Genomic DNA, 13475 nt, shown 5'->3' with positions numbered 1-13475 from the left:
CACTAAATTTGTGACGCATTTAACGTTTTGGCAACTACTTTCATCTAACACAAAATCCAGGCCACACGGATTTTTAAAGATGAAACGCGACTCTTTTACCTGTCGGTAACTTAACATCAATGCTCAGTTCGCCACCTAACGCCGTGACATAACGCTTAAGCGTCGACAGACGAGGATCGTTATCCGCCTGTTCCATTTTTGCGATTGTTGGCTGCTTAACGCCCATTGCCGAGGCAAGTTCCGCCTGAGAGAGATTCAGTTCTTCCCGTAACATATTTAACGCAATCACCTGACGTAGCACTTCTACTTTTTCAGCAATGCGCTCCTGGCTTTCCGGGCTTTGTTTCGCCATCAATTCTTTAAGCGTCGCCATAATTTTCCTTACTTATTAAGGTGATTTCGGTACTCAGCGTCAGCAAGCCTGATCATCTCTTTATAGAATTTCTTCTCGTTTAACCCTGTTTTGTCGCCAGCGCATAACACGATGCCATGGCGAGAAGGATCAAACACGAAGAACGCCCGAATCGGGTTGCCCTGATGCTGCACTCGCAACTCTTTCATATTTGAAAAAGCAGAAGCATTTACCGTATCAGCAAACGGCCTGCCTAACTGAGGACCATACTCGGATAAAATCATCATCGCTGCGAGCATATCTTCCTTGAGCGCCTCGGTCTGTACGTCAAACCATTTATCGAAAACATCCGTTGTTTCCACTTCCCACATCAACGATCCCTCATAGCTAATAAGCTATAGGTAAATTATAGCCCATTAGCTATTAAATCAATTTATATTTGCACAATTAATTCGCCAACAGGCATGACTGTCAGTGCAGCCAGTGCACGCCATCTTCGGGCTGGAAAAAGGCGTTATAGCGCATCTGAAACGCATTAAACTCCTGCATATCCGGCTCTATCTCGCGCAGAAAACCGAGCGCCAGACGCACCTGTGCGTCAGTAATCGGCGTGGCCAATCGGGCTTTTTGCAGCCAACGGTGCCATTGCAGCAGATTCGACTCACTGCCGTCGACAATAACGATTTGCCAGATCAACAACACCTGGGCAGCATTTTGCAGATGCGATTCATCTGGGCGGTGGAGGTACTGTAAAAAAGCCTCACCCTGTACTTTTCCCATCTGATCGATCATCGACTCTACCGGCACAACATCAATATTCAGTCGCTCGCTCAGACGGCGAATTGCCCGTCGAGATCCGGACGTCAACACCCGAAAACCCACTACAAAAACAACGACCAATGTGGCCAGCATTATCCAAATCATGCGCACATCCATTACCAGACAGGATGCCCATCATAACGGCAAATTCCTCTCTGTCGACGACTGAACGTATCAACGCGATTCAGGATGGATCCGCGGCATAAAAAAGCCCGCCATTGAGGCGGGCAAAAGTTACCAATGCACACTTAACTTAAGCGACTTTCAATTGTTGAATTTTTTTCTCGCGGCGAATTTTACGTTCTTCAAACACGGCCACGATGGCCATCAGGCAGATACAACCGATGGCGGCGGTATCCAGCGCGGCGAACGTGCCCGCCCAGCCGGTCAGACCAAAAATCGACGTGCCGTCGGCAATCATCCCCAGACCCAGCTTGGCGAAGCTGTCACCAATCAGATATGCGAAGGTGCCTTTAATCCCGTCGGCTGCGCCGATCGCTTTTTTCGGTACGAATCCGACGGCTGCAACGCCGATTAACAGCTGAGGACCAAACACCAGGAAGCCCAGCGCAAACAGCGAAGCCAGATAGACATACTGGTTGCTGGCGTGCTGATAAACGCCCAGGGTCGCGATAATCAACGCCAGCGCCACACAGGCTACCAGCGCACGACGACCGTTAGCCAGGTCAGAGAGCCAACCCCACAGTAACGTGCCGACCAACGCGCCCACTTCAAACAGGGTAAAGCCCTGAATCGCCACCTCTTTGGAGAGCTTCAGCTCCTGGAAAGCGTAGACAGTGGACCACTGGTCGATACCGATGCGCACCACGTACAGGAAAATGTTGGAGAAGCACAGCAGCCAGATCACTTTGTTTTTCAGCACGTATTCAACAAAGATCTGCCATTTGGTCATCTCATTTTCTTCAGTCTCTTTGTCCTCTTCGCTTATCTCCTCGCCGAACAGCTCTTCAGCTTTACCGAGGCCATAAGACTCCGGGGAGTCGCTGCCGTAGCGCAGGCCGATAAAGCCGACAATCAGGGCGATAATTGACGGGAAGATAAACATACCAATGACGTGACCGTCGAACAGATAGTTGGCGCCAAACAGCGCCACGCCAGCCGCACCCGCACCACCGAGGTTATGGGAGATATTCCACATGCCGAGGTAAGAACCCCGCTTGCGACGCGGCGTCCATTTGGTGATGGTGGAATAGCTACACGAGCCACCGGTACTCTGGAAAAAACCGCTCAGCGCGTAGAAGGCGATCATCAGGAACAGGCTGGTTGAACCCGCCCCCATGCTGGCGCTGAAGCCGAGCATACAGATGGCGGAGAGGATCAGCATAAACGGCAGGAACTGCTTGGTATTTTTGCCGTCTGCGTAGTAGGAAACCAGCGTTTTACCCACGCCGTAGGTGATGGAGAAGCCCAGGCCAATCATCCCCAGCTGCGTCATGCTCAGCCCGTAGGTGGAGATCATGTCGTTCTGCGCGATGTTGAAGTTTTTGCGGATCAGATACATGGTCAGGTAGCCAATAAAGACCACCAGATAGGACTGCATGAACGGTTTGAACCACATTTTGCGCCGCACATCGAGCGGCAGATCCAGGGTCGGCTTGCGTACCTGGTTTAGAAAGGCCAGCATTTGACACTCCCGAGCTAATTTTTATACCTGCGAATGGCAGGCATTGTAAAAATCAGCCGGGAGACGCGCCTGAGACAGCGTCCAGGTGAAACCGGGAAAATTTCTTAGTTTTACCCTACTCGGGGCAAAAAGGTGAGGTGCATCACGCTTCGTTGAGTTCGCGTGGAGCCTGGGCGTTCAAAAACGGTAGCAGCAGCAGCGCGGAAATCCCCGCCGCAATGGCGATCACCACAAAGAATCCGGTCCAGTGCCAGACCTCCATCACCTTCGCCAGCGGCCAGCCGGAAAGCGATGCCCCCAGATAGGCAAACAGCCCGACAAATCCGGTTGCCGCGCCCGCTGCCTCTTTGTGCGAGCACTCCGCCGCCGCCATGCCGATCAGCATTTGCGGGCCGAAGACGAAGAATCCGGTGGTGAAGAAGCACGCCGCCTGCATCACGTAACTGGCGAACGGCATCAGCCACAACGAGCCCACGGAGAGCAAAATTCCGGCAGCGAAAATCAGGTTCATTGGACCGCGGTTGCCGTTAAACAGTTTGTCCGAGCCCCAGCCTGCGACCAGCGCGCCGATAAATCCGCCCAATTCGAACATAGTCACGGCGGTATTGGCGGTCACCAGATCCACGCCGAGCGTCTCCGACATATACAGATTGCCCCAGTCGTTGATGGCGGCGCGGACGACGTACACCAGCACGTAACACAGCGACAGCAACCAGATATAGGGATTCAGCAATACATAGCGGGTGAGGATCTCTTTACGGCTCAGCCCTGCGCCTTCCTGCTGCTGGGCGATTTCCAGCTCATCATGGCGCCAGTCGCCAATCGGCGGCAGACCAATCGCCTGCGGCCTGTCGCGCAGCCGCCAGCAGAGAAAACCCCCCACCACAATCGCCAGCAGCCCGGCGATCATCATCCCGGCACGCCAGCCGTAGTGCAGCGCCGTCGCCGCCATCACGATAGGGATCAGCGCCCCGCCAACATTGTGCGCAGTATTCCACAGCGCCCACCAGCCGCCGCGTTCGGTACGCGAATACCACGCAGTCAATAAACGCGCGCAGACCGGCGACCCCCAGCCCTGGAAAAAGGCGTTCAGCGCCCAGAGCACCGCAAAAGCCCAGAGCGAGGTGGAGAAGCCAAACAGAATGTTCACCACGCCGGTGGCGATAAGCCCAAACCCCATAAAATAGCGGGCGTTGGAACGGTCACTGACGATACCGGAAACAAACTTCGACAGGCCGTAGGTGATGTAAAACAGCGTCGCCAGCAGACCAATGTCGCTGCGGGTCAGCACGCCGCTGGTGAGGATATCCGGTACGGCGGCGTTGAAGCTCTTGCGTGTGAAATAGAACAGCGCGTAGCCGAGCCAGATAGTGGTCAGAATATGCCGCCGCCAGTAGCGGTAGAGGGCATCCACTTCACGCTTATCGGTGATGAGCGGCGCGCTGACTGGGGCTTTTAAAAACGAAAACATGACCGCTCCTTACACATAACGCTGGGGTAACGACACGCTGACCCGCGTGCCGTGCGTACAGGAAATCGAGAGCGATCCCCCGAGGGCGGTAATACGTTCACGCATCCCGGTGAGGCCAAATCCCTGCTGATTCGACCCCGGCGGCAGGCCGCTGCCGTCGTCCTCAATCACCAGCATCAGTCGTTCATCCTGCTGCCAGCCCTGAAGCGTCACCGCGCTGGCGTTGGCGTGCTTAACGATGTTGTTCAGCCCTTCCTGACAGACGCGAAACAGCGTCACCCGCTGACTTTCGCTGAGTGCAGATTCGTCAATTCGCCAGTCAAGGTGGCTGACGATGCCGCGGCTTTCCAGCTCCATTTCACGCATCAATGAGCGGATGGCTTGTTCCAGTGTGAGATCATCCAACTGGCGCGGACGCAGACGACCCAACAGACGACGCACCGAATCGTACACGCCAAGAGAAAGTTGTTCGATATGCGCCCCGCTGCGCTTCACCCCTGCGTTTTCCGGCGCCAGCCGCTGGACAATGCCCGCCTGGGTGCGAATGGCGGTGATGGTCTGACCGATATCATCGTGCAGTTCGCGCGCCACATCCCGGCGCACGCTCTCTTCGGTCTCCAGCAGGCGTTCAGCCAGACGGTGGTTGCGCGCTAATTCGTTTTGCAGCGACTGGTTAAGCTCGCGCAGACGCTGGATCCCCGCGCCGAGCAGCAGCCCGGTCAGGCTTTGCACCAGCAGGGAGAGCAACAGGTCGACGGGATGATCGTGCCAGGTCTGGCTGGCAATCAGCGCAATGGCGTTCATTAACGTGGCAATCAGCGCCCCCTGCCAGCCGTAGTGCCAGGCGAGCGCAATGATCGGCAGCGCGAGGCAAAACGGCGTGAAGCGTGACAGTTCATCGGGCAGGCCAAGCTGCAACCACAGGCTGACGCTAAACAGCAGCAGATACCAGACCAGATGCCGCCCGCGCCAGTTCACCGGCTGAGACACCACCGCCGGGCCCAGCGGCAACCAGGTGGTGCTGGTAAGATAGTGCCAGAAAACCAGACAGATCGGAGCCAGCGTTAATCCACCAGTGAGCGTCAGCAGTAGGGCATTCCACGCCTCTTCGCCTTGCCCAAGCCAGGGCAGCGATTGCAGCAACGCCGCCGCCGTCAGCGCCGCGCCCTGTAACAGCAGCGTGCGCCAGTCGCGCTGATGGCGGTAGCGCGAAATCAGCATCACCGGGAGTAACGTGAGGAAGCTCCCGATCATCAAAAGTGGCAAGTGAGCCAGCGCCACTTCCTGCGCCAGCCAGAAAAGAAGCAGCCATTCCGCACCCAGCAGCACCGGCCAGTAGCCGCGTGGACATTGCAGCATCAGCCCCAGACGCAGGCCAAACGGAAACAGCAGTACCGCCAGCTCCGGGCGCTCAACCAGGTGCAGGCTGATACTCCACAAGCAAAACCACGCGGCAGAGAAGATAAAGAAGCAGGCAACAACGGTGATTAACCGGGAACAGAGCGTGTTCATTGCCAGCCGTCAAACATCCGGCGGGCCAGTTCGACATCGTTGCTAACGCCCAGTTTTTCCATCAGGTTAGCGCGATGCACGTGCACCGTTTTCGGCGACAGGCCCAGTTCGGCGGCAATCTCTTTTACCGCCATGCCTTGCGCCAGTTTCTCCGCCACCTGACGTTCGCGTTTGGTCAGCGGATCCTGACGACCAGCCGCCAGTTTGACGGCGATATCCGGCGTCAAATAGCAGCCGCCGGTCGCCACGGTATGCACCGCCGCGATCAGCTCATCAGGGCTACAGCGTTTAGAAAGGAAACCACGCGCGCCCGCGTTGAGCGCCTGCTCCACCAGCGCCGGGCTGTCGTGGACGGAGAGCATGATAATCGCCATCCCTTTTGGCAACTGGCTTAACAGTTCAAGACCGGAGATATCAGGCATCGAGATATCACAGATACATACCTGCACGCCACGTCCCGGTAATCCCGCCAGCGCCTCACTGCCTGAGCCGAACTCAGCCACAACCTGCAAATCAGGTTCCAGCCCCAGCAACTGGGCAAAGCCGGAGCGGACGATAGTGTGGTCGTCGATAAGGGCAACGGTGATCATGGGTTCTGTCCTGGGGGATAAAAAACGTGCTTACCTTAACGATATACACTTTATCCTTCAAGCAGCCTCTGCGTTGGCTTGGTCTGCTCACCCCAGTCACTGACTTGAGTAAGCTTCTGAGGTGAGCAGACTTGCCGCCTTATGCAGCTTGAAGGATTTTGTGTTCCGACGCGCTGCTGTTTAAGCCTTGAGCGATCAGGCGATGCCAGTTGTGACGGTAAATGTGCGGGTGTGCTGCGGTTCTAGCTGAATCAACGTGCCTTTTCGCTGCGCCGCCAGGAAGCCTTCAGGGCGACAGGTCGCAGGTAGGGCAAAGGCTGCCACCTGTTGATCGCCGTTATAGAGGATCCAACGGGTGACATAATTCAGCTCCGCACTGGAGAAACGCGTCACGAACGTGGTGCCATCAGGTGCGATCATGCGAAATTCAGGCTTATCCGTGTATCGGTCCAGTTGGTCAGCGAAGAAAACGATTTCCGGATCGTAAAAATCGGGCTCGTTGAGGCGCCCCAGCGAGGTCTCGCCCTGAATGATCCGCTGATTAAACGCCAGCCACTGCTCGGTAGGCTTAACATGCGCGGGTACCGACTCACGCAGCTTCATGGCTTCATCCGGGATATTCTGGCTGAAGGTCGCTTCCGGTACGTAGGCATAGTTCATATGGCACATATACTGTAAAGGCATTGCCACTGAGGCGAGGTTGGTGACCGCCATCTGAATATCAAACAGCGCACTCGCTTTACGCATAATCACCGCAGGATGCGCCTGATAATGATGACCGAAGCCCATCACATACTCGTAGCGTCCGCTCACGCGCAAATTCTCTCCCTCCAGCTCCAGCCAGGCCTCATCCATCGCGGCACAGGCCATTTCGCCATGCAACGGGTGAGAATCTTCCGGCGAAGGGCAGCCATTAGCCAATATACCCGAGTGGAAAGCAAAGCAGCCGTATGTCGCTACCACTTCCGCAGCCGGTTTCGGCTGACTGAACATGTTGCGCATGGTCAGTTCATGCCCGTCAAACTGAGCATCCCAGATCATCTGCCCCATCCAGGGCAGAATAACCAGATGTCCACGACTGTTTTCTACCTTCAGCCCTTCCACACCGCTGGCGTAACGAAATGCGGTAACCGTGAAGTCGCTATTCTTCAGTAAGATTCGCGGATGCTCTGCAAAGAGTTCCCGCCACAGCGTGATACGTGTTGTCATGATCGCTCTCCTCAGGAAACAGTCGCTTCAGCCAGGTTATTGCGCACTTTGCTTTCACGCCAGAAGTAGATACCGACGTACACGAAGCACAACATGGAGACCAGGAACGAGAGTTGCAGCGAGTGGAACATATCGGCCACATAGCCCTGAATTGCCGGAACCACCGCTGCACCAACAATCGCCATGACAATGACTGCTCCCGCCATTTCAGTATGTTCGTTATCCACGGTATCCAGCGTACCGGCATAGATTGTCGCCCAGCAGGGTCCAAACAGGACGCTCACCAGTACGGCAACGTACACGGCGCTGAAGCTTGGCGCCAGCGCAACATAGACCAGAAACAGTGCGCCAATGATGGAGTAGAGGATCAGCACTTTTTCCGGATTGAAGCGTGTCATCAAGATGTTGGCGATAAACTTGCCGATAAAGAAGCAGGCAAAGCTATAGACCATGAAGGTTGAGGCGTCGCGCTCGTTGATATCGCCCAATTCCAGCGCCAGACGGATGGTAAATGACCACACCGCGACCTGCATCCCCACGTACAGGAACTGCGCCACAATCCCACGGCGGAAACGGGCATTGCTGGCCAGATAACGCAGCGTATCCATCGCTGACGGACGTTTATGACTCGCCGTTTGCGCGACTTTGCAGGTCGGGAAGCGGGTCAGCAGGAACAACACCATCACCACAACCAGCACCATAATCATGTACTTGTAAGGCTCAAGGGTATTTTCCAGCATCAACACTTTAAAGTTGTGGATCTGCTCCGCGTTCATCCCAGCCATCTGTTTTTCCAGACTCTCGCCTTCAGAGAAGACCAGATATTTACCCAGCAGAATACCAGCGGCTGCACCAATGGGGTAAAAGGTCTGGCTGATGTTCAGGCGCAGGGTGGCATACGCTTTTGGGCCAATCATGGAGCTGTAGGTGTTGGCTGCAGTTTCCAGGAAGCTCAGGCCAATCGCAATCGCAAAAATTGCCGCGAGGAACATGGTGTAGGTGGCCATGTGCGATGCCGGGAAAAAGAGCGTACAGCCAACAATATAAAGGGTCAGTCCCATTAAGATGGCGATTTTATAACTGGTCTTTTTAATCACCAAAGATGCCGGAATCGCAATTAAAAAATAACCGCCATAAAAGGCACTCTGAACTAATGCCGAAGCAAAGTTGCTGAGTGAAAATACGCTTTTGAATTGCGTAATCAGAATATCATTTAATGCGGCTGCGCATCCCCATAAAGGGAATAAACAGGATAACAAAATAAACTGGAACAGAGGCGTCTTATTCAGATAGCCGTCGGGCATCTGAATGATGTTTTTATCGTTCATAGTGCTACCTTTTACAATGCAGGAGTATTATTCGTTTAAGGTAAGAAACTCATTAAATTGTTCGATGCTTGGATAAGATGATTGAGTGCCTTTCCCGGTAACGCTGAATGCAGCGAAGAGAGCGGCTTTTTTCATGGCGGCTTCGACATCACCGCTTTGAACGTAATAGTGGGCAAAACAACCGATGAAAGCGTCACCTGCGCCACTGGTATCGACAGCGTTCACTTTAAACGCCGGGACATGGACTTCCTGGTCACGCGTCATCCACAGAGCACCTTTCTCCCCCATGGTGACGATAATATTGTTCAGACCTTTATCGACCAAAGAACGTGCCGCGGCGCGAATATGGTCATAGGTATCCACCGGCATACCGGTTAATATTTCGAGCTCGGTTTCATTTGGCACGAAGAAATCGCATTTACAGGCATAAGACATATCTAATTCCCGTAATGCAGGGGCGGGATTTAATAACACTTCAATACCGTGTTTTTTACCGAATTCAATCGCGTGATAAACCGTTTCCAACTGTACTTCCAGCTGCAGGACAATAAGTTGACACTTTTTCAGATCTTCCGCCGCGCGATCGATATCTTCCGGGGAGAGAAACTTGTTGGCGCCTTTAATAATCAGAATGCTGTTGCTGGAGTTTGCATTAACAAAGATCGGTGCAACGCCGCTGCTGGTGCAGGGTACCTTTTCGACATAGGTCGTATTAATCCCCCAGGATTCGAGATTACGAATGGTGTTATCCGCAAAAATATCATCACCGACTTTCGTCAGCATCAGCACTTTGGAATTGAGCTTAGCAGCCGCAACGGCCTGATTTGCCCCTTTACCGCCACAACCAATTTTAAAGGCGGGTGCTTCCAGCGTTTCCCCTTCTTTGGGCATCTGGTTGATGTAGGTGATGAGATCCACCATGTTGGAGCCAATAACCGCGATATCCATTTTACTACCTCTCAGAAACAATCACACAACAATGATATTAAAATAACATTATCATGTTACTTCCGTATCATTTGTGACTAGGATCGCGATTGGAGGATCATTTTATTGTTTATTTATTATGCTAAATGTTGCATCTCTATCACACTCAAAATGATTAACTTGCTTACAATTGACTGAAAACTCGCTGCTTATAATCAATAAAACGTGTAAAAACACGCTTTTATTTCCCAATGGTCAGACGTATAGTAATGCAGCAATATCATGTTCCCAGAAACACATAAATGTTACTGAAGGAACATGAAAACATGATTTGTGGAGAGTGTGCATGGAAACCAAGCAAAAAGAACGTATTCGACGTCTGATGGAATTGTTGAAGAAGACCGACAGAATCCATCTGAAAGAGGCGGCGCGCATGCTGGAGGTTTCCGTGATGACCATCCGTCGGGATCTCAGCCAGGATGACGAACCATTGCCGCTTACGCTACTCGGTGGTTACATCGTGATGGTGAACAAGCCCGCCACCCTCGTTAACGCTCCGCTCCCCGTGCAAAAGCAGTATCATCGCGACGATTTACCGGTTGCCATTCTGGCCGCGGGACTGGTCAGTGAAAACGATCTGGTCTTTTTTGATAATGGTGCCGAAATGCCATTAGTCGTCAGCATGATCCCGGACGATATTACCTTTACCGGAATTTGCTACTCACACCGGGTATTCGTGGCGCTAAATGAAAAACCCAACGCCACGGTGATTCTTTGCGGGGGCACCTATCGGGCGAAAAGTGATGCCTTTTACGACACCAACAATCCCTCTCCGCTGGATGCGCTCAACCCACGAAAAGTGTTTATCTCTGCCAGCGGAGTCCATGAGCATTTCGGCGTTAGCTGGTTCAATCCGGACGATCTGTCCACCAAACGCAAAGCGATGGAACGCGGATTGCGCAAAATTCTGCTGACCCGCCACGCCCTGTTTGATGAGGTTGCCCCCGCCAGCATTGGCCCGCTCTCCACTTTTGACGTACTGATAAGCGATCGCCCGTTGCCGGCAGATTACGCAACCCACTGCCGGAACGGTTCTGTCAAAGTCATCACCCCGGATTCAGACGGCGACTAACTCACTCAAAGAAAACCGTGATTTTGTTAAACATCGACGGGTCGGACTGGTTGCGGGCCACTTTCACCACATCTTCCAGCTTGTCGATCTGGCTTATCATCTGCTCAAGACGTTGATCGTCGTTGACCAGTAGCCAGATGCGGCTCTTGTCGCTGTCCTGAATCGGTAGACAGAGAATGCCTTCCACGTTGAATGCGCGGCGGGCAAACAGCCCGCAGACGTGGGTCATTACGCCCGGATGGTTGCGTACGGTGAGTTCCAGGATTACGTTGTCATGAGTCTGCTGTTGCATGGCTTATTCCCCCACCATTTCTGTGTTTGCCGCACCCGGCGGCACCATCGGGTACACTTTTTCTTCGGCATCGATGCGCACGTGGATCAGCGCAGGTCCAGGGCGATTAATAATCTCCTGCAACGCTGCCTGTGGATCCGCTTCGTTATTCAAATCGCAGGTTTCGAGGCCAAACCCGGCGGCTATCTGCATAAAGTTAATCATCCCCGGATATGTCGCTGCAAAAACGCCCTGCTTATAGAACAAACTCTGCTGCTGATACACCAGACCCAACGCTTCGTTATTCATCAGGATGATTTTAATATCCAGCTGATTTTCGCTGGCCGTCGCCATTTCCTGAATATTCATCATCAGGCTACCGTCGCCGGAGAAGCACAGCACCTTTTTGTCCGGGTTGACCAGCGCTGCGCCAATTGCCGCCGGCAGGCCAAAGCCCATGGTTCCCAGACCGCCGGAGGTCAGCCACTGACGCGGACGGTTCAGCGGGTAAGCCTGTGCGGCCCACATCTGATGCTGGCCTACGTCGGTGGTGATAATGGCATTGTCATCCACGCAGGCCGCTACGGCGTTGATCAGCCCATAGTGGCTGAGCGGGTCGCTTTCCTGCGGAATGCTGCAGGGGAATTCGCGTTGTAAATCGGCCACCATTTGATGCCACGACTCTCGCGGCTGCGCGTCAATTAATGGGATCAGTTGTGCCAGAACCTCATCGACATCCGCCTGAATCGCCACGTGTGGTTGTTTGATTTTACCCAGCTCCGCGCGGTCGATGTCCACGTGGATGATTTTGGCGTTCGGACAGAACTGCTCGGTTTTACCAATCGCCCGGTCATCAAAACGTGCGCCCAGAACAATCAATAAGTCCGCTTCTTGCAGAATAAAGTTAGTGCTGCGTGCGCCATGCATACCCAGCATGCCTAACGACAGCGGATGCGCTTTCGGCAGCATACCGAGCGCCATTAAGGTCATGGTGGTGGGCAGCATGGCTTTTTCTGCCAGTTCACGAACCCGCTCAGGCGCGTTAATCACGCCGCCGCCGAGATACAGCACCGGACGCTGTGCGGCGTTAATCATAGCTGCGGCATCGCGAATGCTGTCCTGGCTGAACGCCGGTGCCGCCATTTTCTGCGCGGGCTCCGGCATCTCTTCAATTTCAAAAACGGCGGTTTGAATATCCTTAGGAATGTCTATCCACACCGGGCCCGGACGGCCGGACTGCGCAATGCGGAACGCATCGCTCATGACCTGCGGTAATTCACTGATATGGCGGACCAGATAGTTGTGCTTGGTGATGGGGATAGAGATGCCGTAGGTGTCGACTTCCTGGAAGGCGTCGGTCCCGATCATTGAGGCCGGAACCTGCCCGGTGATACACACCAGCGGGATAGAATCCAGCCGCGCGTCGGCAATGGCGGTCACCAGGTTGGTCGCGCCCGGTCCGCTACAGGCCATACAGACCGCGGGTTTACCATCGGTTCTCGCCATCCCCTGCGCGATAAACCCCGCGCCCTGCTCGTGGCGCGCCAGGATATGACGGATTTGCGTGCTTTGGCTCAAGGCGTCATACACGGGAAGAATCGATCCGCCAGGAATACCGGTGACCACCTGAATCCCCTGGCGTTCCATGAAATGAACGATGAATTCTGCGCCCGTAAAACGCGTACGCTTGGATGTTATGCCCGAACTTGCCATGCTCCAGTCCTTTTATTCTGGGCCTTTGCTTCGGGCAGGTCTCTTAAACGAAAAACCCCGCCCGGTTTGCGCCGGCGGGGTTTTGGAATCGTGTGTTGATCCGGACCCTACGGCGCATTGCCGACGACCACCACCACACGCACGACGACCGCTGCGCGAGATGGCGCAGTTTTTAGTAGGGTCGCAGTCAGCATGGAAGGGTTCATTAGGGACCTGTCTGTTTGTTGATTAACTGGATTTATACAAACACAGGTTTTTCAGCGTGACAATGGAAAAATTTTCATCTGCATAAAAATGCGTCAACGATCACATTTCGCTGTGCAGAGTCGGAAAACAAAAAACCCCGCCGGAGCGAGGTTTTTTTCAGCGCTGTGCGGTTGGTAGCCGCCGAACACACTGTGTTATGTCAACGGAAAAAGTATACGCGTTCTGCGAAGAACACGCAATTTCGGCACGAATTTTGATGGTTTTGAGTATGGAACATGAATGACACAACGTCCATAAAA

14 protein-coding genes are annotated in these 13475 nt (G+C 53.8%); 1 reads left to right on the top strand and 13 read right to left on the bottom strand.

Annotated features, from left to right (window positions below):
- Positions 1–73 precede the first annotated feature (73 nt).
- From OGW44_RS06895 to rbsK, 10 genes are all read right to left on the bottom strand, one after another.
- Positions 74–373 (bottom strand): helix-turn-helix domain-containing protein, encoded by a 300-nt coding sequence (locus OGW44_RS06895; RefSeq protein WP_016157799.1) that lies wholly within the window; start codon positions 371–373, stop codon positions 74–76.
- 8 nt (positions 374–381) lie between these two features.
- Positions 382–723: a type II toxin-antitoxin system RelE/ParE family toxin gene (locus tag OGW44_RS06890; protein WP_016157800.1), complete on the bottom strand. Its 342-nt coding sequence runs from the start codon at positions 721–723 to the stop codon at positions 382–384.
- 100 nt (positions 724–823) lie between these two features.
- Positions 824–1276, bottom strand: coding sequence for a DUF1198 family protein (locus OGW44_RS06885; RefSeq protein WP_016157801.1), 453 nt, complete (start codon positions 1274–1276; stop codon positions 824–826).
- 148 nt (positions 1277–1424) lie between these two features.
- On the bottom strand, positions 1425–2816 hold the full coding sequence (gene uhpT / locus OGW44_RS06880; protein ID WP_185654897.1) for a hexose-6-phosphate:phosphate antiporter UhpT: 1392 nt from the start codon (positions 2814–2816) through the stop codon (positions 1425–1427).
- 142 nt (positions 2817–2958) lie between these two features.
- Positions 2959–4287, bottom strand: coding sequence for an MFS transporter (locus tag OGW44_RS06875; protein WP_185654896.1), 1329 nt, complete (start codon positions 4285–4287; stop codon positions 2959–2961).
- 9 nt (positions 4288–4296) lie between these two features.
- Positions 4297–5799 carry a signal transduction histidine-protein kinase/phosphatase UhpB gene (uhpB, locus tag OGW44_RS06870; RefSeq protein ID WP_016157802.1) on the bottom strand — a complete coding sequence of 501 codons (1503 nt, stop codon included), beginning with the start codon at positions 5797–5799 and terminating at the stop codon, positions 4297–4299.
- Entirely contained in the window at positions 5796–6389 is a 594-nt protein-coding gene (uhpA, locus tag OGW44_RS06865) for a response regulator transcription factor UhpA (RefSeq protein WP_016155044.1), read from the bottom strand. Before uhpA ends, uhpB begins: the two co-directional genes overlap by 4 nt.
- A gap of 195 nt (positions 6390–6584) precedes the next feature.
- Complete coding sequence (locus OGW44_RS06860) at positions 6585–7598, bottom strand: aldose 1-epimerase family protein (protein ID WP_137379365.1); 1014 nt, start codon at positions 7596–7598, stop codon at positions 6585–6587.
- 11 nt (positions 7599–7609) lie between these two features.
- Complete coding sequence (gene fucP / locus OGW44_RS06855) at positions 7610–8926, bottom strand: L-fucose:H+ symporter permease (RefSeq protein ID WP_003023919.1); 1317 nt, start codon at positions 8924–8926, stop codon at positions 7610–7612.
- 27 nt (positions 8927–8953) lie between these two features.
- Positions 8954–9874 carry a ribokinase gene (gene rbsK / locus OGW44_RS06850; protein ID WP_003827124.1) on the bottom strand — a complete coding sequence of 307 codons (921 nt, stop codon included), beginning with the start codon at positions 9872–9874 and terminating at the stop codon, positions 8954–8956.
- A 325-nt stretch (positions 9875–10199) separates the two neighbouring features.
- On the opposite strand from rbsK, the gene OGW44_RS06845 reads away from it, so the two are divergent.
- The gene (locus OGW44_RS06845; protein ID WP_185654895.1) at positions 10200–10985 is read left to right on the top strand and encodes a DeoR family transcriptional regulator; all 786 of its coding nucleotides are present in this window, start codon (positions 10200–10202) and stop codon (positions 10983–10985) included.
- A 1-nt stretch (position 10986) separates the two neighbouring features.
- Here the strand turns inward: OGW44_RS06845 and ilvN are convergent, their stop codons facing one another.
- The 3 genes from ilvN to ivbL all read right to left on the bottom strand — a co-directional run bounded on the left by ilvN (position 10987) and on the right by ivbL (position 13175).
- Positions 10987–11277, bottom strand: a complete 291-nt coding sequence (ilvN, locus tag OGW44_RS06840; protein ID WP_003023914.1) for an acetolactate synthase small subunit — start codon at positions 11275–11277, stop codon at positions 10987–10989.
- Positions 11278–11280: 3 nt separating this feature from the next.
- On the bottom strand, positions 11281–12969 hold the full coding sequence (gene ilvB, locus OGW44_RS06835) for an acetolactate synthase large subunit (protein WP_016155049.1): 1689 nt from the start codon (positions 12967–12969) through the stop codon (positions 11281–11283).
- Between the two features lie 107 nt (positions 12970–13076).
- Positions 13077–13175, bottom strand: a complete 99-nt coding sequence (gene ivbL, locus OGW44_RS06830; RefSeq protein ID WP_003827118.1) for an ilvB operon leader peptide IvbL — start codon at positions 13173–13175, stop codon at positions 13077–13079.
- Between the last annotated feature and the right edge of the window lie 300 nt (positions 13176–13475).

Source organism: Citrobacter sp. Cb023 (assembly GCF_030336805.1).
Classification (GTDB): Bacteria; Pseudomonadota; Gammaproteobacteria; order Enterobacterales; family Enterobacteriaceae; genus Citrobacter; species Citrobacter braakii.
This window is presented reverse-complemented; position numbering and strand designations above follow the sequence as displayed.